Consider the following 21,077-nt stretch of genomic DNA (forward strand, 5'->3'; position numbering starts at 1 on the left):
GGGCCCGGTCAGAAGCCGGGGATGAGGCTGACGACCAGATCGATGAGCTTGATCCCGAGGAACGGGGCGATGACGCCGCCGAGCCCGTAGACCAGGAGGTTGCGCTGCAGGATCGCCGAGGCGCTCGCGGGCCGGTACTTCACGCCGCGCAGGGCGAGCGGGATGAGGAACACGATCACGATCGCGTTGAAGACGATCGCGCTCGTGACGGCCGAGGCGGGGGAGTGCAGCTGCATGATGTTCAGCGCCGCGAGGCCGGGGAAGGCCCCCATGAACATCGCGGGGATGATCGCGAAGTACTTGGCGATGTCGTTCGCGAGGGAGAACGTCGTCAGCGCGCCGCGGGTGATGAGCAGCTGCTTGCCGATCCGCACGATGTCGATGAGCTTGGTGGGGTCGGAGTCGAGGTCGACCATGTTCCCCGCCTCCTTGGCGGCGGAGGTCCCGGTGTTCATCGCGACGCCGACGTCGGCCTGCGCCAGCGCGGGGGCGTCGTTCGTGCCGTCGCCGGTCATGGCGACGAGGCGGCCGCCCTCCTGCTCCCGGCGGATGAGGGCGAGCTTGTCCTCCGGCGTCGCCTCGGCGAGGTAGTCGTCCACCCCGGCCTCGGCGGCGATGGCCTTGGCCGTCAGCGGGTTGTCGCCGGTGATCATGACCGTCCGGATGCCCATGCTGCGCAGCTCGTCGAAGCGCTCGCGCAGGCCGTCCTTGACGACGTCCTTGAGGTGCACGACGCCGAGGATCCGCGTCCCGGCGCCCTCGCCCGTTCGGTCGCCCTTTCCGGAGGGCGCGGCGACCGCGACGACGAGCGGGGTGCCTCCGCTCGCGGCGATCTCGTCGGCCGCCCTGACGACCTCCTCGGCAGCGGCCCTGTCGGGCGCCCCCTCGGCCTCGAGCCACGCCCGCACCGCGGAGCCGGCGCCCTTGCGGATGCGCGTGCCGTCGGCCAGGTCCACGCCGCTCATGCGCGTCTGCGCGGTGAACGGCACCGGCTCGGCCCCCGCGGGGGAGTCCACGACGATCCCGCGCTCGCGGGCGAGGTCGACGATCGACGCGCCCTCCGGGGTGGGGTCGGCGAGGGAGGAGAGGGCCGCGGCGCGCAGCAGCTCCTCCGCGTCGACGCCCGTCGCGTGGCGGACGTCGCTCGCGCGACGGTTGCCGTAGGTGATGGTGCCGGTCTTGTCGAGGAGGAGGGTCGTGACGTCGCCCGCCGCCTCGACCGCGCGACCTGACATCGCGAGCACGTTGCGCTGGACGAGCCGGTCCATCCCGGCGATCCCGATCGCGGAGAGCAGAGCGCCGATGGTCGTGGGGATGAGGCACACGAGCAGCGCGATCAGCACCGGGACGCTCACCGGCGACGCGGCGTAGGAGGCTATGGGGTTCAGCGCGAGCACGACGACGAGGAAGACGATCGACAGGCTGGCGAGCAGGATGTTCAGCGCGATCTCGTTGGGCGTCCGCTGCCGGTCCGCGCCCTCGACGAGTGCGATCATGCGGTCCACGAACGTCTCGCCGGGCTTCGACGTGATCCGCACGACGATCCGGTCCGAGAGCACCCTGGTGCCGCCGGTCACGGCGCTCCGGTCGCCGCCGGACTCGCGCACGACCGGCGCGCTCTCGCCGGTGATCGCCGACTCGTCGACGGTCGCGATGCCCGAGACGATGTCGCCGTCGCCCGGGATCGCCTCGCCGGCCGAGACCACCACGACGTCGCTGAGGCGCAGGTCCGCGGAGGAGACCTCCTCGATCGCCGTGCGCTCCGCGAGCGGGTCTCCGGTGGGGTCGTAGCCGAGCACGCGGCGGGCCGTCGTGCTCGTCCTCGTCTGGCGCAGGGTGGCGGCCTGCGCCTTCCCGCGCCCCTCGGCGACCGACTCGGCGAGGTTGGCGAACAGCACGGTGAGCCAGAGCCACGCCGCGATCGACCAGGTGAAGCCGTTCGGGACGGCGGCGCCGCCCGAGGCCGATGCGCCGCCGAGGAACGGCTCGGCGATCGCGAGCACCGTCGTCAGCGCCGCCCCCGCCCAGACGAGCAGGATCACGGGGTTGCGCAGGAGCGTGGCGGGGTTGAGGCGGCGGAGCGCGCCAGGGAGGGCGGCGGCCAGCTGCCGCGCCCCGAACGCACGCGGGGCGCGCGCGGGCGTCGTCTCGGCCGCGGAGGAGGCCTGGGGGGCCTCGGCGGAACGGGTGTCGGTGAGGGTCATGTCAGACCAGTCCTTCGGCGAGGGGCCCGAGCGTGAGCACGGGGAAGTAGGTGAGCGCGGTGATGACGATCGTCACGGCGGCGAGGAGCCCGACGAACTGCGGGCGGTGCGTGGGCAGCGTCCCCGCGGTCTCGGGGACGCGCTGCTGCGCGGCGAACGACCCCGCCAGCGCGAGCACGAGCACGATCGGCAGGAAGCGTCCCAGCAGCATCGCGATGCCCAGCGCGGTGTTGAGCCACGGCGTGTTCGCGGTGAGGCCGGCGAAGGCCGACCCGTTGTTGTTCGCCGCGGAGGTGAAGGCGTAGAGCACCTCGCTGAGCCCGTGCGGGCCCGGGTTGAGGATGCTGGTGCCGGTCACGTCGTCGCGGATCGCGGGGATCGCGAAGCTCAGCGCCGTGCCGGCGAGCACGAGCACGGGCGTCACGAGGATGTACAGGCTCGCAAGCTTGATCTCGCGCGGCCCGATGCGCTTGCCGAGGTACTCGGGGGTGCGGCCGACGAGGAGCCCGCCGACGAACACCGCGATCACCGCGAGCACGAGCATGCCGTAGAGCCCGGATCCGACGCCGCCGGGGGCGACCTCGCCGAGCATCATGTTCAGCATCGGCATCATGCCGCCCAGGGCCGTGTACGAGTCGTGCATCGAGTTCACCGCACCGGTGGAGGTGAGGGTGGACGCGCTGCCGAACAGGGTGGACCCGAGGATCCCGAACCGTTGCTCCTTGCCCTCCATCGCGGCCCCGGCGAGTTGCGGGGCGGTGCCGTTGCCGGCGAGCTCGAGCGCCGAGAGGGCGAAGGTCGAGATCAGGAAGAGCACGCCCATGACGGCGACGATCGCGTAGCCCTGACGGTTGTCGCCGATGATCCGGCCGAACGCGCGGGGGAGCGAGAACGGGATCGCGAGGATGAGCAGGATCTCGACCATGTTCGTCCACGGCGTCGGGTTCTCGAACGGGTGGGCCGAGTTGGCGTTGTAGAAGCCGCCGCCGTTGGTGCCGAGGAGCTTGATCGCCTCCTGGGACGCGACGGGCCCGCCGGGCAGGGACTGGGCGCCGTCGGCGATGGTGTGCACCTCGCCGAAGCCGGCGAGGTTCTGCGCGACTCCGCCGGCGAGGAGCGCGAGCGCCCCGATCACGGCGACCGGGAGCAGCAGGCGCACGAGCCCGCGGACGAGATCGACCCAGAAGTTGCCGATCGTCGTGCTGCCTCGGCGGGCGAGGCCGCGGACGAGGGCGATCGCGACGGCGATGCCGACCGCGGCCGAGATGAAGTTCTGCACGGTCAGGCCCGCCAGCTGCACCAGGTGCCCCATCGTCTGCTCCGGCGAGTACGACTGCCAGTTGGTGTTGGCGACGAACGAGGCGGCGGTGTTGAAGGCCAGCCCCTCGGGGACGGCGGGGAGGCCGAGCGAGAGGGGGAGGAACGCCTGGGCGCGCTGCAGGAGGTAGAGCAGCACGAGCCCGGCGATCGAGAACGCCAGCACGCTCCGCGCGTAGGCGCGCCAGGTCTGCTCGGACGACGCGTCGACGCCGATCAGACGGTAGATCCCGCGCTCCACGCGGAGATCCCGTGCGCCGGTGTAGATGCGGGCGATCGCGTCGCCGAGGGGGCGGTAGAGAAGGACGAGGACGGCGATGAGGGTCGCGCCCTGGAGCACGCCGAACCAGATCGTCGCGCCGTCCATCAGAACCTCTCCGGGGCGACGAGGGCGACGACGAGGTAGCCGATCGCGACGAGGGCGAGCGCGGCGGCGATGAGTTCGAAGACGATCACAGCCGCTCCACCCCCTTCGCGACCAGCGCGATCAGGGAGAACAGCGCGACGGTCAGCGCCAGGTAGATGAGATCGAGCACCCCACAAGGATCGTCGGGGCAGAGTCGTCACGACGGCGTCCGAACGGAATCCTCACGCTCCTCCCGGGGATCCATACACGGTCCTCACACGGCCGCTCATCCGGCCCCTCGCTCGCGCCCGAGCTAGGCGTCCTGGTCCGGGGGTCCGGCGGGGCGGGTGGCGCGTCGCCCGCGTCCGCCCGGACCTCCGTACGCCGAGATGACGGGGCGACCCGCGCGCTCCTGACCGGGCAGCGGACGGGAGCGCCGGCCGTAGATGAGCTCGGAGGAGTCGAGGAGCCAGGGCACGAGGGTGATCGTCACGCCGTGGATCAGCATGAGCTGGGTGGCGAGGCGCCGCGCGCGCCGGTTGTGCAGGAGCGTCTCCCACCAGTGCCCGACGATGTACTGCGGCAGGTACACGGTCACCACGCTCGGGCCGTGCTTCTCGCGGTACTCGCGGATGAAGTGCTCCACCGGCTGGGCGTAGGTGCGGTAGGGCGAGTCGACGATCACGAGCGGGACCGGGATGCGGTGCTGGGACCACTCCTTCTGGAGCTGCTTGCCGTCGTCGGCCGTGAGCGCGACGTGCAGGGCCACGGTCTTCTCGTGGCTGGCCGCGATCGCGTAGTCCAGCGCCTTGATGACCGGCTTCTGCAGCCGGTTCACCAGCACGATCGCCACGTCGCCCTCCGAGCCGAAGTGCGTGGTGTCGTCGACCGCGATCTCGTGCTCGACGTCGCGGTAGTACCGCTTGACGCCCACCATCAGGATCGCGAGCACGGGGATGGCGAAGAAGACCATCCACGCGCCATGGGTGAACTTGGTGATCGTGACGATCAGGAGCACCGCCACGGTCATGGCGGCGCCCAGCGAGTTGATGACGAGGCCGGTGTACGCCGAGCGCCGCTCCCCCGCCGCCGGGGCGACGGTCTTGCCCCTGGTCTGGTGCAGCACGCGCCTCCAGTGCCGCACCATCCCGACCTGACCGAGCGAGAACGACACGAACACGCCGATGATGTAGAGCTGGATGAGGGTGGTCAGGTTCGCCTGGAACACCAGCAGGACGATCACCGCGGCGACGCCGAGCACGATCATGCCGTTCGAGAAGACGAGCCGGTCGCCCCGGGTGTTCAGGGCCTTGGGGGCGTAGCCGTCGCGGGCGAGGACCGCGCCGAGAAGCGGGAACCCGTTGAAGGCCGTGTTCGCCGCCAGCAGGAGCACGCAGGCCGTGGCCGCCTGGATGATGAAGAACGGGATGCTGCCGCCGCCGAAGGTCGCGGCGGCCACCTGCGCCATGAGGCTCGGCTGCGGGTTGCTGCAGTCGAAGCCGACGAGGTCGCACGGGTTCTCCGCGTAATGCACGCCGGACATGAGGGCGAGCGCGGTGAGCCCGGCGAAGAGGAGGGCGGCGATCGACCCCATCATCGCCAGCGTGGTCTGGGCGTTGCGGATCTTCGGCATCCGGAACGCGGGGACGCCGTTCGACACCGCCTCCACACCGGTGAGGGCCGAGCAGCCGCTGGAGAACGCGCGCAGCACGAGCAGGATCGTCGCGGCCTGTCCCAGGCTCTCGGCCTGGACGGTGTAGTCAGCGCTGGACGCGACCGGCGCGTCGCCGAGGAGGGCGCGGACGAGGCCGGTGACGACCATGATCGCCACCGAGCCGATGAAGACGTAGGTCGGGATCGCGAACACCGTCGACGCCTCGCGGACGCCGCGGAGGTTCACGATCACGATGAGCACGACGAACCCGATCGCGAGCTCCACGCGCCAGGGGTTCAGCTCCGGCACGGCGGAGATGATATTGTCCACGCCCGAGGCGATCGACACCGCGACGGTGAGGACGTAGTCCACCAGCAGCGCTGCGGCCACGATGACCCCGGGAATCTCGCCGAGGTTCTTCGAGGCGACCTCGTAGTCGCCGCCGCCCGAGGGGTAGGCCTTGATGAGCTGCCGGTAGCTGAGCACCACGACCACGAGCAGCAGCACGACGGCGCCGGCCACGAGGGGGGTGAAGGAGAGGAACGCCATGCCGCCCACGAGCAGGATCATCAGCAGCTCCTGCGGCGCGTAGGCGACGGAGCTCAGCGCGTCGGAGGCGAAGATGGGCAGTGCCATGCGCTTCGGCAGCAACTGCTCGTCGACCTGCTCGGAGGTGAGAGGGTCGCCCAGGAGGATGCGTTTGGCCAGCTGCGGGGCGTCCGCGGTCTCTCGGCCGTCATTCGTCACGACCGGCGACATTACGCCTGCCGTCGCCGGTAGCGCAATGTGCGCGAATCCCGGGATGAGAAACACACAGGCGCTTCGAATCACGAATGCGTAACGTCGGCATCATGAGTACCGTTCCCGTCGACGACGAGGCGCTGAACCAGACGCTCACCGAGGCCCGTGAGCTCCGGGACGAGTTCCAGCGGTTCCTGCACGAGTATGAGTTCGGGATGCGCGAGGTGGAGACGAAGATCTCGATCCTGCGTGACGAGTTCGCCCACCACCACGCCTACAACCCCATCGAGCACGTCAAGAGCCGGGTCAAGTCGCCCGACAGCATCGTCGAGAAGGTGGCGCGGCGCGGGATCGACGCGGACTTCGGGTCGATCAGGGAGCACATCACCGACATCGCCGGGGTGCGGGTGACCTGCAGCTTCGTCGCCGACGTCTATCGTCTCTTCGATCTGCTCACGGCGCAGGACGACATCACCGTGCGGGTGGTCAAGGACTACATCGCCCACCCCAAGCCGAACGGCTACCGCAGCTTGCACGCGATCCTCGAGGTCCCGGTGTACCTCTCCACCGGGACGATCGCGGTCCCCGTCGAGGTGCAGTTCCGGACGATCGCGATGGACTTCTGGGCGAGCCTGGAGCACAAGATCCACTACAAGTTCCAGGGCCAGGTGCCGGGTCACCTCGTCGACAGCCTCACCGGAGCGGCGGAGGCGGCGAGCGAGCTCGACGCCAGGATGGAGCAGCTGCACCGCGAGGCCCACGGCTCGACGCTCGGCGCCCTGCCGGCGCCGCCGCCGCGGATCGTCGCCATCTGAGGACGACGGTCCCGCGGCCCTGTCGTCAGCCCAGGAACTCGCGGACGGCGGTGACGAGGGCCGTCACCCCGATCTCGATCGTCGGGTGCATCTCCACGGCGAAGAACGGCGAGTGGTTGGTGGCGATCTCGCTCTCGACCGTGCCGTTCTCGACCGCGGCGGCGAAACGGGCGGGGTCGACGCCGCCCCAGAACCAGAACACCAGCGGGACGTCGGCGTCGCGCGCGAACCAGGACACGTCCTCGCTCCCGGTGAACAGGCCGGGATCGATGACGTGCTCCGCGCCGAACGCGCGCTGAAACGCCGCGGTCGCCCGCGCGGTCGCGTCGGCGTCGTTGATCGTCGCGGGGAGGGTGTGCAGCGTCGTGATGGTCGGCTCCTGCGTCGCGCCCGAGGCCATCGCCTCGGCGCGGACGATCCGCTCGACCGCGGCCAGGACCCTCGCGCGCAGCTCCTCGTCCGGATAGCGCAGGCTCAGGTCGATCGTCGCCTCGGCCGGGATGATGTTGTTCTTCGTGCCGGCGTGGATCGCGCCGACGGTCACGACGGCGAGCTCGTGCGGGTCGATCTCCCGCGAGACCACGGTCTGCAGCCGCATGACGGTCGCCGCCGCCATCACGACCGGGTCGATCGTGGCGTGCGGGCGCGAGCCGTGGCCGCCACGGCCGTGCATGACGACCGAGATGCCGTCGGAGGCCGACATCTGAGGCCCGGGACGGACGCCGATCACGCCCGCCGGAAGCGGGGTGACGTGCTGGCCGAGCACGACGTCGGGTCGGGGGAAACGGTCCAGCAGCCCATCGTCCAGCATCGCCCTGGCCCCGCCGCCGACCTCCTCGGCGGGCTGGATGAGCACGACGACTGTCCCCGCCCACTCGCCGGTCGTCGCGACGAGCGTCTCGACGGCGCCGATCATCGCCGTCACGTGCATGTCGTGTCCGCACGCGTGCATGACGCCGACGGTGTTGCCCTCCGGGTCGACGCCGGTGGCGGTGCTCGCGTAGGGGAGGCCGGTCTGCTCGGTCACCGGCAGTCCGTCCATGTCGGCACGCAGCCAGACGACGGGGCCCTCGCCGTTCTCGAGCACGCCCACCACACCGGTGCCGCCGACGTGCTCGGTGACGAAGAGACCGAGATCGCGGAGGTGGCGGGCGGCGATCGCCGCCGTGCGCGTCTCCTGGAAGGACAGCTCCGGGTTGCGATGCAGGTCGATGAAGAGCGCGTCGAGGTCGATCGTCATGGCCAGAGCCTATCGGCGCCTCTGGCGTCGGATGACTCGGGCGCTCGAGGCGGCGACAGGGTGCCCGGTGAGGCGGCCTTTCGGACGAGGGCGCGCGATGTCGCCGGCATCTGGTTGGATGAGCGGGTGCGGATGACGGCGGAGTCGCGGACAGCGGGGTTCGGGGCGTTGGCGTGGCTGGCGGTGGCCAACTTCTCGATGGGGATAGACGGGTATGTCCTGACCGGGCTGCTGCCACAGATCGCCGGGGACCTCCGCGTGACCGAGGCGGCCGCCGGTCAGCTCATGACGGTGTTCGCCCTGACCGGCGCGGTCGCCGGTCCTGTGCTCAGCGCGCTCACCGGGCGGTGGGAGCGCAGGGGGACGATCCTGGGCTCGCTCGCGGTGTTCGTGCTCGGGAACCTCATGGTCGCGCTCGCGCCCACCTTCGCCTGGGCGCTCGCGGGGCGTGTGGTCTCGGCGGTCGGCGGAGCCCTGCTCGCCGCGGTGATCACCTCCTACGTGGTCGCGAAGACCCCGCCCGAGCGACGTGGTCGCGCGTTGTCGATCGTGATGGGCGGGTGGCTCGCCGCCACGGCGCTCGGGGTTCCGCTCGGGCTCGTGGTCGGCCAGCAGGACTGGCGGGTCCCTCTGTTCCTGGTCGTCGTGGTGGGCGTGCTGGCGCTCGGCGGGATCGTCCGCTATGTCCCCCGCCTGCACCTGCCTCCGCTGTCCCTCCGCGCCACGCTCCAGCCGCTCACCCGCGGCCGGATCCTGCTCGCCCTGGTCGTGCCCATGGCCCTCATGTGCGCGAGTTATTTCTGCTTCACCTACGCAGCGCTCATCGTCGGCCCGCGGACGGGGACCGGCATCGCGATGATCGCCGTGCTGTTCGGCTACGGCGTGATGAGCCTCGTCGGCAACCTCCTGTCAGGACGGCTCACCGACGGGATCGGTCCGACCAGGGCGATCACGACCCTGATCCTCGCGCTCATCGGCGTCGCGGCACTGGGCAGCGCGACGCTCGGCCTCCCCGGCGTCGCCGGCGCGGTGGCGATCGTGCTGTGGTTCCTCGGCTGCGCGACCTTCTTCGGCGGGTCTGGGGTCGCGTTGCAGGCCAGGGTGAGCGCGATGGCGTCGGAATCGGTCGCGCTCCTCGTGGCCCTCAACACGAGCGCGATGCACCTCGGATCGGCCCTCGGCAGCGGTCTCGGCGGCGGGGCGATCGCCGGCGGACTGCCCGCCGACGCCCTCGTGCCGCTGTCCTCGGGCATCCTCGTCCTCGCCCTCGGCGTGCACCTGTTCGTCGGCCGGCGTGCCGGGCGCGGCCCCGAGCCCGCCGAAGGTCCTGGTCCGGCTCCCGACGCCGCTCCGGCCCCGTGTCCCGACGGAACGCCCGGCGCCGATCCGGTCGCCGCCCCCGACCCGGTCTGACCCGACCCCTCCGGCCGCCACTTCGCCCCGGTCTGCCGGGCCTGCGCCGACCCGCGTCCTCGGGGTGCGTCTTCGGGGCTGCGTCTTCGGTCTTGCGTTTCGGGGCTGTGTCGAGCGCTTCCGGTGGCGAACCTGCGGTTTTCCTCCGTTCCCGTCGCGATTTCTGTCGCTTTCCGCAGGGCATAGCGACGATTTTCGCGACGGGAACGGTCGCGGAGAGGAAGGGGACGGGGGCGGAGCACTGGCACGCTGGCCGGCGGACCGGCGAGAACAGGCCGGAGGGCAGACCGGCGAGGGCGGGCGGGAGGATCAGCGAGCGGGCGGGGCGGTGCTGGTGCGGACGACGAGCTCGAACGGGAGGGCGGCGGACGCTGGATCGGTCGTGGTCGCGGTTGCGGTCGCGGTCGCCGCCGCGGCGTCATCGAGCGTCCGCAGCACCGCCTCCGCCGCCCGACGGCCCTGCTCGCGCGGGAACTGGTCGACCGTGGTGAGGCCGACCACGGCCCCGAGGTCGTGCCCGTCGACGCCGACGACGGAGAGGTCCTGCGGAACACGCAGGCCGAGATCGCGGGCGGCGAGGAGCGCGCCCACCGCCATCTCGTCCGAGGCGGCGAAGATTGCCGTCGGCCGGTCGACGGCGCGGTCGAGCAGGCGCGTCGCCGCGCGGTGGCCGCCCTCGATCGTGAAGTCCGCGGGCTCTTGCAGATCGGGACGGACGGCGACGCCCGCCTCTGTCAGGGCCTCCTCGAAGCCGCGCCGTCGCTGGGTGGGGACACGGAACTCGCGGTCGAACTCGGGGCGGGCGCCGATGTGCGCGATGTCCCTGTGCCCGAGCTCCAGAAGGTGCCCTGCCGCGATCCGGGCGATCGCCGCGTCGTCGACCGTGAGCATCGGCAGGCGAGAGTCCGGTCCGCCGATCGCGACCACGGGGATGCCGAGGGCGAGCAGCTGCGCAGTCTCCGCGTCGCTCAGCCGGATCGACACCGCGATCGCCGCGTCGACGCGCTGACGACGCAGCGCCGTGCGGAACACCTCTCTGCGCACATCCTCGTCGTCGGTGATGTTGTACAACGTGACGTCGTAGCCCGCGTGTATGAGCGCGTCCGAGATCCCCGACAGCACCGTGCTGAAGAACCAGCGGTCGAGGTGCGGGACGATCACGCCCACGTTGCGGGTGCGTCCTGAGGCCAGGCTCGACGCCCGGGAGGACATCACATAGCCCAGGGCTCCGACCGCCTCATGCACCTTCTGCCGGGTCGCGGCCGACACCTGGCCGCGACCCGAGAGCGCCCGAGAGACGGTCGCCGTCGAGACGCCCGCGCGGCGGGCGACGTCGTCGATGCCGACCATGACCTGTCAGGCGCGGGTGTACCACGCCGCCGTGTCCGGCGGCAGGGCCGTGCCCGTGAACGGGGTGCTCTGCACGAGGAACGTCACGTCGTCCCCCAGCGGCAGCGGCACCTCGCCGAGGTTCGCGACCACGTGGACGTCACCGCGACGGAAGGACACCGCATGCTCGCCCGCGTCCTCCCAGACCAGCGAGCCGGCGCCGAGGCCATGCTCGCGGCGGAGGCGGATGAGCGTCTTGTACAGGCTCAGCGTCGAGGTCGCGTCACGCTCCTCCACGTCGCGGGCGAAGCGCGCCCACTCCGCCGGCTGCGGGAGCCAGGACGCCCCGGTCCCGTTGAACCCGTACGCCGGCTCGTCGGCGGTCCACGGGATCGGCACGCGGCAGCCGTCGCGGCCGTAGCGCTCGCCGTCCGTGCGGAACCACGTCGGGTCCTGCCGGAAGGCGTCCGGGATCTCCATCGCCTCGGGCAGCCCCAGCTCCTCGCCCTGGTACAGGTAGGCCGAGCCGGGGAGCGACAGCATGACGGTCGTGGCCGCGCGACCGCGGGCGAGACCGATGACGGGGTCGGGCTTGCCCGCGGAGGCCGGGCCGATGCCCTCGCCCTGGGGGTTGTCCGCGGTCAGGGCCAGACGGGACGCGTGGCGCACGACGTCGTGGTTCGACAGCACCCAGGTGCTGGGCGCGCCCACCGCGCCGAACTCGTCGAGCGACTCGCGGATCACGCCGCGCAGCCGGCCGGCGTCCCACGGCGTCATCAGGTAGCCGAAGTTGAACGTCTGGTGCATCTCATCCGGTCGTACCCAGAGCGCGGTCTTCTTCAGCGTCGGCAGCCAGGCCTCGCCGCAGAGCGCCCGGTCGCCGTCGTATTCGGCCAGCACCTCGTGCCAGTCGCGGTAGATGTCGTGTACGCCGTCCTGACCCCAGTACGGCACGTCCTCCTCGCCACCGCCCATGGAGTCGCCCTCGGGGTTCGGCGTGTAGTCGGGGAGTCCCTCCGCCTTGATGAGGCCGTGCGCCACGTCCACGCGGAAGCCGTCGACGCCCCGGTCGAGCCAGAAGCGCAGGATGGAGCGGAACTCCGCGCGGACCTCCTCGTTCGTCCAGTCGAAGTCGGGCTGGGAGACGTCGAAGATGTGCAGGTACCACTGACCAGGCGTGCCGTCGGCCTCGGTGACCCGCTGCCACATGCCGCCGCCGAAGACCGACTCCCAGTTGTTGGGCGGGAGCTCGCCGCTCTCGCCCTTCCCGTCTCGGAAGATGTACCGCGCACGCTCCGGGCTCCCCGGAGCAGAGGTCAGGGCCTTCTGGAACCATGGGTGTCGATCCGAGGAGTGGTTCGGGACGAGGTCGACGATCACGCGGATCCCGCGCGCATGCGCCTGCGCGAGCATCTCGTCGAAGTCGGCCAGCGTGCCGAACAGCGGATCGACGTCGCGGTAGTCGGCGACGTCGTAGCCGGCGTCGCGCTGCGGGCTCGTCATGAAGGGGCTCAGCCAGATCGCGTCGACGCCGAGCTCTTTCAGCGCGTCGAGTCGGGAGGTGATCCCGGGGAGGTCGCCGATCCCGTCGCCCGAGGCATCGGCGAAGGAGCGGGGGTAGATCTGGTAGATGACGGCGGTCCGCCACCACTCGGAACCGGGTGCGGACGTCTGCTCGAGCTCAGCCATGCGGTCAGCCTACTGCAAGCGCTTGCAGTAGGCGTCGTCCGGATCGCCCCGCGGATGAGGTCGCGCGTGATCGGACGGGCTCAGCGCCCGTCGATGACGATGTTCAGCGGCGGCTCGCCCGAGCGCATCCGGTCGATCTGCGCGTGGACGAGGCGGGCGATCCGCGGGTTCATCGCCGTCGTCGCCCCGCCGACGTGCGGAGCGATCAGCAGGTTCGGCGCCGACCACAGCGAGTGCCCCGCCGGCACCGGCTCCTCTTCGAACACGTCGAGGGCGGCGCGGAGGCGGCCGCTCTCGAGCTCGGGGAGCAGTGCGTCGGTGTCGACGACGGATCCGCGTCCGACGTTGACGAGGAGGGTGCCGTCGGACATCCGCGCCATCAGCTCGGCGCCGAAGAGGTGCCGCGTGCTGTCGCCGCCGGGCAGGCTCAGCACGACGATCTCGGCGTCGGGGAGAAGGGCGGGCAGCTCGTCCATCCCGCGCACGGCGACCGTGTCGAGGCCGTCCACGGTCTCCGCCCGGGCGGTGCGCGCGACGGCGGTGACCTCGGTCTCGAACGGCGCCAGGCGCCGCGCGATCGCGGTCCCGACGCCGCCGAAGCCGATCAGCAGCACGCGGCGATCCGCGAGGCTCTCCGCGAACACCGGGTCCCACTCGCCGCGATCCTGGGCGCGCACGAACTGTGGAAGCCGGCGCTGGGCCGCCAGCATGAGCGTGAGGGCGAGCTCGGCGGTGGAGGTCTCGTGCACGCTGGCCGCGTTGGCGAAGGGGATCCCGGCCGGGAGGGCGCCGGCGATCTCCTCGAAGCCGATCGACTGCCCCTGCACGAGCCCGACGTCGATGCCGGCGAGGGCGCCGAGCACACGCGCGGTCCCCATGTACGGCGGGACGACCAGATCGAGGCGCTCTGCGGGCGGCGGGGTGCGCAGATCCCAGACATGCAGCTCCACGTCGTCGGGGAGCGCGCCGAGGCTCTGGGCGAGGCGGTCGGTGGGGACGGTGACGACGATGCTCACCCTCCGACCCTAGCCCCGCCCGGTCGTCTCCACCCCGGAGTCGGTCGCCGCCGGGTGACGAGCGAGGCTAAGATTCGGCCAGGGACACGCGGTGCCGCGTGTCATGAGCCGAGGGGGTCCGCATGGTGCCGGAGATCAACTATTGGGCGGTCCTGTTGGCGACCGCCTCGAGCATGGCCGTGGGCGCCGTCTGGTACGCCCGCGGCGTCTTCGGCGCCCGATGGGCGCGTCTGGCGAAGATCGACATGGACCAGCCGAGCAACGGCGCGGTCATCCCGATCCTCGTTACCCTCGTCGTGAGCTTCCTCACCGCCTGGGTCCTGGCGGGCGCCGCGGCCATCGCCTGGCATTTCTACGGCGGGTCGTTCCTCACGGTGACCCTTGTCACGAGCGTGCTGCTGTGGGCTGGCTTCACGGCGGCGCGGTTCATCACCCACGACGCCTTCGAGGGCAGGCCCACTTCCCTCACCGTCCTGAACATCGCGCACGAGCTGGTGACCGTCCTGCTCATGGCCCTCCTCATCGGCGTCTGGCCGCCCGCGCTGGGCTGAGAGCCTCCGGAGCTCGGCTGAGCGCCGCCGGTCAGGCGGCGACGCGGGCGACCGCGGCGATCGCGCTGGCGAAGAAGCCGAGCCCGTCGACGCCCGATCGCATGGCGGCGGGGGTGTCGGGGCCGAAGCCGGGCTCGGTCGCGTGCTCGGGATGGGGCATGAGGCCGACGACGTTGCCGCTGGCGTTGGTGAGGCCGGCGATGTCGCGCAGCGAGCCGTTGGGGTTGACGCCGGCGTAGCGGAAGGCCACTCGCCCCTCGCCCTCGATGCGGTCCAGGGTCTCGGCGTCCGCGATGTAGCCGCCCTCGGCGTTCTTCAACGGGATGATGATCTCCTGGCCCTGTTCGAAGGCGCTGGTCCAGGCCGTCTCGGCGTTCTCGACCGTGAGCCGCTGGTCGCGGCGGACGAAGTGCTGATGGTCGTTGCGGATGAGGCCGCCGGGAAGCAGGTGCGCCTCGACGAGCATCTGGAAGCCGTTGCAGATGCCGAGGATCGGCATCCCCTTCGCGGCGGCGTCCTTGACCTCGGTCATGATGGGCGAGAGGGCGGCGATCGCCCCCGAGCGCAGGTAGTCGCCGTAGCTGAAGCCGCCGGGGAGGACGAGCGCGTCCACGCGGTCGAGGTCGTGGGATCCGTGCCAGAGCGCGACGGGCTCGGCTCCGGCGATCCGCACGGCGCGCTGCGCGTCCCGGTCGTCGAGGGACCCGGGGAAGGTGATGACGCCGATCCGCACCGTCATTCGACGACCTCGACGCCCACGACGTCCTCGATCACGGAGTTGGAGAGGACCTCCTCCGCGATGCGCCGCGCCTCGGCGAGCACCTCGTCGGTCACCTCACCGGTGACGGTGAGCTCGAAGCGCTTGCCGATGCGGACGTCAGAGAAGCTCTCGACCCCGAGCCGGGCGAACGCACCGGTCACGGCCTTCCCCTGCGGGTCGAGCAGTTCGGACTTGGGCATGACATCGACGACGATGGTGGGCATTCGAGGCTCCGGAAGTCGCGGGCGAGGGGCGAGATCAGTCTATCCCGCGGCGTCCGGCGGCCAGACCGCGGACGCCGCGCTCGCGGCGGCGGAACGGGGGCCGCGGTGGAACAGTGCGCCCGTTGCGGATCGGGAGCGGAGGCGGAGGTCAGGAGCGGAAGACGGTGTGCGTGTCGCCGATCACGTCGCGGCCGTGCAGGTCCTCGATCTCGAACAGCACGGCGACCCCGGCGACGTGGTGCCCGAGCTGTTCGAGCAGGCGCCGGCCCGCGGCGAGCGTGCCGCCGGTCGCGAGCACGTCGTCGATGAGGAGGACCCTCGTCCCGGCGGGGAGGTCGTCGTGCATCTCGATGGTCGCGGTGCCGTACTCGAGCGCGTACTCGACCGCGGCCGCGGGGCGCGGCAGCTTCCCTGCCTTGCGGATCGGCACGAGACCGGTGCCGGCGGTGATCGCGGCGGCGCCCGCGAGGATGAAGCCGCGTGCCTCGATGCCCGCCACCACGTCGAACCTCCCGGCGAACGGCGCGATCAGCGCCTCCGTCGTGACCCGCAGCGCCTCGGCGTCAGCGAGCAGCGGCGTGATGTCGCGGAAGAGGATGCCCGGCTGAGGGTGGTCGGGGATCGAGCGGATGAGCGATGCGGCGCGGGCGAGCGCAGGGGTGGTGGTCACCGATCCAGCGTAGTCGCGGGACGGGTGTCGTCCTGAAGGGTTGGGAGCGCTCCCACGCCTGCTAGCATCGTGCGCATTCAGAGAGGACGGATCCGATGACCCGCTCGTTCCCCGAGGGATTCCTGTTCGGCGCCGCGACGGCGGCCTATCAGATCGAGGGCGCCGCCTTCGAGGACGGCAGGACCGCGTCGATCTGGGACGCGTTCGCCCGCGTGCCCGGCGCCGTCCAGAACGGCGACACCGGCGACGTCGCCTGCGATCACTACCATCGCGCGCCCCAGGACATCGCGATGATGGCGGAGCTCGGCCTGCAGGTCTATCGGTTCTCCACCTCCTGGGCGCGAGTGCGCCCGGACGGCGGGCCGGTCAACTCGCGGGGCGTCGCGTTCTACGACCGGCTCGTCGATGACCTGCTCGCCGCCGGGATCCGCCCGTGGCTCACCCTGTACCACTGGGACCTGCCGCAGGAGCTGGAGGAACGGGGCGGGTGGACCGACCGCGACACCGTTGAGCGGTTCGTCGAGTACGCGCTGTCCGTCCACGACGTGCTGGGCGACCGGGTGAGGGACTGGACGACGCTCAACGAGCCGTGGTGCTCGTCCTTCCTCTCCTACACCGCGGGAGCGCACGCGCCGGGCCGGACAAGCGTCGGCGACGGCCTGGTGGCGGCCCATCATCTGCTGCTCGCGCACGGGCGCGCGATGACCGCGCTGCGCGACAGGGACCCGGAGCTCTCGCTCGGGCTCACGCTGAACCTCACGGTGACCGATCCCGCCGACCCGGACGACCCCGCCGACGTCGACGCGGCCCGCCGCATCGACGGACAGTTCAACCGGTGGTTCCTCGACCCGCTCCTGCGCGGTGCCTATCCGCAGGACGTGGTCGACGACGTGCGCGCGATCGACCCGGCCGCGGTCACGCGGTGGGAGCAGGCCGTGCGTCCAGGGGATGCGGACGCCATCGCCGCGCCGCTCGACGTGCTGGGCGTCAACTACTACCACGGCGAGCTCCTCTCGGGCCACGTGCAGCCCGACGGCGACCGCGACGTGCACGGCGGCGGCGAGGGGGTCACCCGTCCCACCCGCTCTCCGTTCCCTGCGGCACAGGACGTGCACTGGGTGGAGCGCGGGCTGCCGCGCACCGGCATGGACTGGGAGGTCCAGCCCGAGGGGCTGACCCGTCTGCTGCGGCGGCTCGCGACCGAGTACGCCCCCGACATACCGCTCTTCGTGACCGAGAACGGCGCCGCTTACGACGACGAGCCGGTCGACGGGCGGGTCCCCGACGTCGAGCGCACCGCCTTCCTCCGGGCGCACCTCGCTGCGACGCTGGACGCGGCGGAGGCGGGCGTCGACGTCCGAGGCTATTTCGCCTGGTCGCTGCTGGACAACTACGAATGGGCGTGGGGGTACGAGAAGCGGTTCGGCATCGTCCGCGTCGACTACGACACCCAGGAACGCATCGTCAAAGACAGCGGTCGGGAGTACGCTCGCATCATCGCGGCACGCGCGATCTGATCCGCGTCGCCCATCACGTCGTCTGTCCCGGCAACGGGACGGGCCTCGTCCTCCAGGAGCGGGCCCGGCGTGCAGGAGATGTGCGGAGGAGACGGGGGAGCGTATGGGGCGGGCGACGATCGAGGAGGTCGCGGCGGCGGCGGGGGTGTCCCGATCGACTGTGTCGCGCGTGGTCAACGGGTCGCCGGCGGTCAGCCCGGACGCGCTGGCGGCGGTGCAGGACGCGATCGTGCTCCTCGACTATGTCCCCAACCGGGCGGCGCGCTCATTGGCGAGCCGTCAGACGCACGCGATCGCGCTCGTCGTCCCCGAGGACACCACGCGATTCTTCGGCGATCCGTTCTTCGCCGCGATCGTGGCGGGCATCAGCGCACGGCTCGCGGAGTCTGACTACGTGCTGACGCTCCTCGTGGCGAGCGAGGACGAGCGCGGCAAGATGACGGGCTTCGTGCGCAACGGCGGGGTGGACGCGGCGATCATCGTGTCGCATCACACGAGCGACGCGTTCGTGGACCGGATCGCCGAGGCCGTCCCCGTGGTCTTCGGCGGCCGGCCGTCGAACGTGCGTCCCTCCGACTTCGTCGTCGACGTCGACAACGTGCGCGGCGGTCGGACGGCGACCGAGCACCTGATCGCGCGCGGCTGCCGCCGCATCGCGACGATCACGGGGCCGCTCACCATGCCGCCGGCGCAGGACCGGCTGGAGGGCTTCCGCGCGGCGCTCGCCGAGGCGGGTCTGGAGCCGGCGGGCGAGGTGGACGGGGAGTTCTCCGAGGCGGGCGGGGCCGAGGCGATGACCCGCCTCTTGGAGAGCGGAGCGGAGCGCCCGGACGCGGTCTTCGCCGCGAGCGACCTGATGGCCGCCGGGGCGTTGCGCGTGCTGCGTCGGGCGGGGCTGCGCGTCCCGGAGGACGTCGCGGTGGTCGGCTACGACGACTCGCAGATCGCGGCGACCCTGGAGCCGCCGCTCACGACGATCCGACAGCCCATGCGCGACGAGGGCGCGATGATGGCGTCGGTCGTCATCGACGTCCTCGCCGGCGGTCAGCCGCCACGGATGTCGGTCATGCCGACCGAGCTGGTGGTCCGCGCCTCCACCTGACCCAGTACGGGGCTACTCCGGATCGCCGCCGAGCGGTCCCACCGCCTCCAGCGGGCGCGGGTCGTCCGCGCCCGAGCGACGCAGACGCGCGACGAGGTTGCCTCCGTGGTAGATCACGATGGCCGCGAGCGTGGCGATCACGATCCCGCCGAGCTCGAAGCCGGAGCCCTCGTCCTTGACGATGAACCCGCCGACGGCGAGGATGAGCGCCACCGCCGCGGTGTACTGATTGACCGGGCGGGAGAAGTCCACGCGGTTGTCGACCCAGATCTTCACGCCGATGATCCCGATGAGCCCGTAGAGCGCCGTCGTGATGCCGCCGAGCACCCCCGCCGGCACCGAGTTGATGATCGCGCCGAACTTGGGCGAGAGGCTGAGGAGGATCGCCGCGAGGCCGGCCACCCAGTAGGCGGCGGTCGAGTACACGCGGGTGGAGGCCATGACGCCGATGTTCTCGCCGTACGTCGTGGTGCCCGATCCGCCGAAGAAGCCGGCGATAGAGGTGGACACGCCGTCCGCGATGAGAGCCTTCCCGGTCTGCCTGTTGATCGAGGGGTCCTCGACCATCGTCGCGACGCCGCGCACATGGCCGACGTTCTCCGCGATCAGCACGAGGACGACGGGAAGGAACATCGCCATCACCGACCAGGTGCCCGGCGAGGCGAAGTCGGGGAGATGGAAGGTGGGAAGGCCCACCCAGTCCGCCTTCTCGACGGCCTCGAAGTCCAGTTCGCCGCGGATCCCGGCGAACACGTAGCCGGCGATCACGCCGAGGAAGATCGAGATCCGGCCGAGGAAGCCGCGGAACAGGACGGCGAACAGAATGGTCACCGTGAGCGTGAACGTCGCCGTCAGCGGGGACTTCACGAAGTTGCCGTGCGCGGCGCCGGCGAGGTTGAAGCCGATCAGCGCGACGATCGCCCCGGCCAGCACGGGCGGGAGGAAGCGATCCACCCAGCGCACGCCGACGGTGTGGACGACGACGCCGATGAGGGTCAGCAGCACGCCGACCGCGACGATCCCGGCGAGAGCTGCTCCCCGTCCGTCGGACCCGCCGACCGCGTTCGCCGCTGTCGCCGCCGTGACCGGCGCGATGAACGCGAAGGACGAGCCGAGGTAGCTGGGCAGCTTGTTGCGCGTGACGAGCAGGAAGAGGATCGTCCCGACGCCGCTGAACAGGAGCGTCGTGGGGACGGGGAACCCGGTGAGGATCGGCACGAGGAACGTGGCGCCGAACATCGCCACCACGTGCTGCACGCCGATCGCGACCGTGGCCGGCCAGTTCAGGCGTTCGTCGGGGCGAACGACCGCGCCGGGTTCGACGGTGCGGCCGTTGCCGTGGATCTTCCACAGAGGCATGGGGGCTCCTCGGAGTCGGGGACGGAGGCTGCACGCCACCTTATCCTGAGCGTTCCCTGGGAGCGACGCAGCCCTCCCGGCTGTGGTCCGGCGGGGCTGGCCCTTGCCGTGCCGGAACTTTGCAGGATCAGGTGAACCTTGTCGGGCGGAAATGCCTCTACCGTCCTTCATTCCTCCATCGGTCCGACATTCGGTCGTCGGGATGGCGGCGGGTTCGGGCCCGGTTACGCGGTGAGACGCTCGATGAGCTCGGCGTAGCGGGCCGCGGTGCGCTCGACGACGTCGGAGGGAAGGACCGGTGGCTCGCCCTGCTTGTCCCAGTGGGCCGCGAGCCAGTCCCGCACGATCTGCTTGTCGAAGCTCGCCATGCGCTCCTCCGGCGTGGTGCCGGCCCGCCAGGCCTGGAGATCCCAGTAGCGAGAGGAGTCGCTCGTCAGCACCTCGTCGGCCAGGCGGAGCACGCCGTCGGCGTCCACGCCGAACTCGAACTTCGTGTCGGCGAGGATGAGACCCCGCTCCTCGGCGATGGCGGCGGCGCGCCGGTAGACGGCGAGCGAGGCGTCACGGAGCTCGGCCGCGCGCTCGGCGCCGACGAGCTCCGCCACGCGGGCGAAGTCGATGTTCTCGTCGTGCTCGCCCAGCGGCGCCTTGTACGCGGGCGTGAAGAGCGGCTCGGGAAGGCGGTCGCCGTCGTGCAGGCCGGACGGGAGGGGGATGCCGCAGACCGTGCCGGCCTCGCGGTACTCGGCCCATCCGGACCCGGTGAGGTAGCCGCGCACCACGCATTCGATCGGGAGCATGTCGAGCGAGCGCGCGAGCATCGCCCTGTCCGCCACCACCACGGGGACCTCGCCCTCGGCGAGGTGGTTCGCGACGGGGTGCGGGCCCTCGGCGAGGCGGTCGAACCACCAGCGGCTCAGCCTCGTCAGCAGGGCGCCCTTCTGGGGGATCCCCGGTTCCAGCACCACGTCGAAGGCGCTCACGCGATCCGACGCCACGACGAGGATGCGGGTGTCGTCGGCGTCCTCCGAGGCGTAGAGGTCGCGGACCTTGCCGGAATAGAGGTGCCGCCAGCCGGGGATGCGGGCGGGGGCGTCGTTCGCAGGGGTCGCGGGGGTGCTCACCCGCCC

The 21,077-nt window shown here is 71.4% G+C and carries 18 protein-coding genes; 5 read left to right on the forward strand and 13 right to left on the reverse strand.

All coding sequences use genetic code 11. The annotated features are described in order from the left end of the window. Window positions 1–8: 8 nt before the first annotated feature. The 4 genes from kdpB to ACP15J_RS11820 all read right to left on the reverse strand — a co-directional run bounded on the left by kdpB (window position 9) and on the right by ACP15J_RS11820 (window position 6,280). Window positions 9–2,204 (reverse strand): potassium-transporting ATPase subunit KdpB, encoded by a 2,196-nt coding sequence (gene kdpB, locus ACP15J_RS11805; RefSeq protein ID WP_424937195.1) that lies wholly within the window; start codon window positions 2,202–2,204, stop codon window positions 9–11. Between the two features lies 1 nt (window position 2,205). Next, window positions 2,206–3,888 carry a potassium-transporting ATPase subunit KdpA gene (gene kdpA, locus ACP15J_RS11810; RefSeq protein WP_424937196.1) on the reverse strand — a complete coding sequence of 561 codons (1,683 nt, stop codon included), beginning with the start codon at window positions 3,886–3,888 and terminating at the stop codon, window positions 2,206–2,208. Then, complete coding sequence (locus ACP15J_RS11815; protein WP_424937197.1) at window positions 3,888–3,977, reverse strand: potassium-transporting ATPase subunit F; 90 nt, start codon at window positions 3,975–3,977, stop codon at window positions 3,888–3,890. The genes kdpA and ACP15J_RS11815 overlap by 1 nt, the downstream gene beginning before the upstream one ends. Window positions 3,978–4,180: 203 nt before the next feature. Next, window positions 4,181–6,280, reverse strand: a complete 2,100-nt coding sequence (locus ACP15J_RS11820) for an APC family permease (RefSeq protein WP_424980949.1) — start codon at window positions 6,278–6,280, stop codon at window positions 4,181–4,183. Between the two features lie 92 nt (window positions 6,281–6,372). Here ACP15J_RS11820 and ACP15J_RS11825 point away from each other — a divergent pair, with 92 nt between their 5' ends. Next, window positions 6,373–7,077: a GTP pyrophosphokinase gene (locus ACP15J_RS11825; RefSeq protein ID WP_424937199.1), complete on the forward strand. Its 705-nt coding sequence runs from the start codon at window positions 6,373–6,375 to the stop codon at window positions 7,075–7,077. 25 nt (window positions 7,078–7,102) lie between these two features. Here the strand turns inward: ACP15J_RS11825 and ACP15J_RS11830 are convergent, their stop codons facing one another. Next, complete coding sequence (locus tag ACP15J_RS11830) at window positions 7,103–8,317, reverse strand: amidohydrolase (RefSeq protein WP_424937200.1); 1,215 nt, start codon at window positions 8,315–8,317, stop codon at window positions 7,103–7,105. A 60-nt stretch (window positions 8,318–8,377) separates the two neighbouring features. Here ACP15J_RS11830 and ACP15J_RS11835 point away from each other — a divergent pair, with 60 nt between their 5' ends. After that, window positions 8,378–9,730, forward strand: coding sequence for an MFS transporter (locus ACP15J_RS11835; RefSeq protein WP_424937201.1), 1,353 nt, complete (start codon window positions 8,378–8,380; stop codon window positions 9,728–9,730). A 309-nt stretch (window positions 9,731–10,039) separates the two neighbouring features. On the opposite strand, the gene ACP15J_RS11840 is transcribed toward ACP15J_RS11835, so the two are convergent. The 3 genes from ACP15J_RS11840 to ACP15J_RS11850 form a co-directional block, all read right to left on the reverse strand. Further along, window positions 10,040–11,080 carry a LacI family DNA-binding transcriptional regulator gene (locus ACP15J_RS11840; RefSeq protein ID WP_424937202.1) on the reverse strand — a complete coding sequence of 347 codons (1,041 nt, stop codon included), beginning with the start codon at window positions 11,078–11,080 and terminating at the stop codon, window positions 10,040–10,042. Window positions 11,081–11,086: 6 nt separating this feature from the next. Next, complete coding sequence (locus tag ACP15J_RS11845) at window positions 11,087–12,748, reverse strand: glycoside hydrolase family 13 protein (protein WP_424937203.1); 1,662 nt, start codon at window positions 12,746–12,748, stop codon at window positions 11,087–11,089. Between the two features lie 80 nt (window positions 12,749–12,828). Then, window positions 12,829–13,764, reverse strand: coding sequence for a 2-hydroxyacid dehydrogenase (locus ACP15J_RS11850; protein ID WP_424937204.1), 936 nt, complete (start codon window positions 13,762–13,764; stop codon window positions 12,829–12,831). A gap of 122 nt (window positions 13,765–13,886) precedes the next feature. Here ACP15J_RS11850 and ACP15J_RS11855 point away from each other — a divergent pair, with 122 nt between their 5' ends. Next, window positions 13,887–14,315 (forward strand): DUF1761 domain-containing protein, encoded by a 429-nt coding sequence (locus ACP15J_RS11855; RefSeq protein WP_424937205.1) that lies wholly within the window; start codon window positions 13,887–13,889, stop codon window positions 14,313–14,315. A 31-nt stretch (window positions 14,316–14,346) separates the two neighbouring features. Here ACP15J_RS11855 and purQ read toward each other — a convergent pair whose 3' ends face one another. From purQ to ACP15J_RS11870, 3 genes are all read right to left on the reverse strand, one after another. Then, the gene (gene purQ / locus ACP15J_RS11860; RefSeq protein WP_424937206.1) at window positions 14,347–15,054 is read right to left on the reverse strand and encodes a phosphoribosylformylglycinamidine synthase subunit PurQ; all 708 of its coding nucleotides are present in this window, start codon (window positions 15,052–15,054) and stop codon (window positions 14,347–14,349) included. Continuing rightward, window positions 15,051–15,299, reverse strand: a complete 249-nt coding sequence (gene purS / locus ACP15J_RS11865) for a phosphoribosylformylglycinamidine synthase subunit PurS (protein WP_424937207.1) — start codon at window positions 15,297–15,299, stop codon at window positions 15,051–15,053. The genes purQ and purS overlap by 4 nt, the downstream gene beginning before the upstream one ends. A 148-nt stretch (window positions 15,300–15,447) precedes the next feature. Then, complete coding sequence (locus ACP15J_RS11870; RefSeq protein ID WP_424937208.1) at window positions 15,448–15,969, reverse strand: adenine phosphoribosyltransferase; 522 nt, start codon at window positions 15,967–15,969, stop codon at window positions 15,448–15,450. 95 nt (window positions 15,970–16,064) lie between these two features. Here ACP15J_RS11870 and ACP15J_RS11875 point away from each other — a divergent pair, with 95 nt between their 5' ends. Next, window positions 16,065–17,486, forward strand: a complete 1,422-nt coding sequence (locus ACP15J_RS11875; RefSeq protein ID WP_424937209.1) for a glycoside hydrolase family 1 protein — start codon at window positions 16,065–16,067, stop codon at window positions 17,484–17,486. A 103-nt stretch (window positions 17,487–17,589) separates the two neighbouring features. Next, window positions 17,590–18,588 carry a LacI family DNA-binding transcriptional regulator gene (locus tag ACP15J_RS11880; protein WP_424937210.1) on the forward strand — a complete coding sequence of 333 codons (999 nt, stop codon included), beginning with the start codon at window positions 17,590–17,592 and terminating at the stop codon, window positions 18,586–18,588. A 12-nt stretch (window positions 18,589–18,600) separates the two neighbouring features. On the opposite strand, the gene ACP15J_RS11885 is transcribed toward ACP15J_RS11880, so the two are convergent. Both ACP15J_RS11885 and ACP15J_RS11890 read right to left on the reverse strand, forming a co-directional pair. Continuing rightward, window positions 18,601–19,947 (reverse strand): uracil-xanthine permease family protein, encoded by a 1,347-nt coding sequence (locus ACP15J_RS11885; protein WP_424937211.1) that lies wholly within the window; start codon window positions 19,945–19,947, stop codon window positions 18,601–18,603. A gap of 224 nt (window positions 19,948–20,171) precedes the next feature. Next, window positions 20,172–21,071: a phosphoribosylaminoimidazolesuccinocarboxamide synthase gene (locus ACP15J_RS11890; protein WP_424937212.1), complete on the reverse strand. Its 900-nt coding sequence runs from the start codon at window positions 21,069–21,071 to the stop codon at window positions 20,172–20,174. Window positions 21,072–21,077: the final 6 nt, after the last annotated feature.

Origin of the sequence: Microbacterium sp. S308A+ (assembly GCF_049800815.1) — a bacterium.
Taxonomy (GTDB): domain Bacteria; phylum Actinomycetota; class Actinomycetes; order Actinomycetales; family Microbacteriaceae; genus Microbacterium.

Bases quoted from the DNA above. Each gene is read 5' to 3' on its own strand.
- kdpB (WP_424937195.1), bottom strand. From the start codon at position 2,204: ATGACCCTCACCGACACCCGTTCCGCCGAGGCCCCCCAGGCCTCCTCC.
- kdpA (WP_424937196.1), bottom strand. From the start codon at position 3,888: ATGGACGGCGCGACGATCTGGTTCGGCGTGCTCCAGGGCGCGACCCTC.
- ACP15J_RS11820 (WP_424980949.1), bottom strand. From the start codon at position 6,280: ATGTCGCCGGTCGTGACGAATGACGGCCGAGAGACCGCGGACGCCCCG.
- ACP15J_RS11825 (WP_424937199.1), top strand. From the start codon at position 6,373: ATGAGTACCGTTCCCGTCGACGACGAGGCGCTGAACCAGACGCTCACC.
- ACP15J_RS11830 (WP_424937200.1), bottom strand. From the start codon at position 8,317: ATGACGATCGACCTCGACGCGCTCTTCATCGACCTGCATCGCAACCCG.
- ACP15J_RS11840 (WP_424937202.1), bottom strand. From the start codon at position 11,080: ATGGTCGGCATCGACGACGTCGCCCGCCGCGCGGGCGTCTCGACGGCG.
- ACP15J_RS11845 (WP_424937203.1), bottom strand. From the start codon at position 12,748: ATGGCTGAGCTCGAGCAGACGTCCGCACCCGGTTCCGAGTGGTGGCGG.
- ACP15J_RS11855 (WP_424937205.1), top strand. From the start codon at position 13,887: ATGGTGCCGGAGATCAACTATTGGGCGGTCCTGTTGGCGACCGCCTCG.
- purQ (WP_424937206.1), bottom strand. From the start codon at position 15,054: ATGACGGTGCGGATCGGCGTCATCACCTTCCCCGGGTCCCTCGACGAC.
- purS (WP_424937207.1), bottom strand. From the start codon at position 15,299: ATGCCCACCATCGTCGTCGATGTCATGCCCAAGTCCGAACTGCTCGAC.
- ACP15J_RS11875 (WP_424937209.1), top strand. From the start codon at position 16,065: ATGACCCGCTCGTTCCCCGAGGGATTCCTGTTCGGCGCCGCGACGGCG.
- ACP15J_RS11880 (WP_424937210.1), top strand. From the start codon at position 17,590: ATGGGGCGGGCGACGATCGAGGAGGTCGCGGCGGCGGCGGGGGTGTCC.
- ACP15J_RS11885 (WP_424937211.1), bottom strand. From the start codon at position 19,947: ATGCCTCTGTGGAAGATCCACGGCAACGGCCGCACCGTCGAACCCGGC.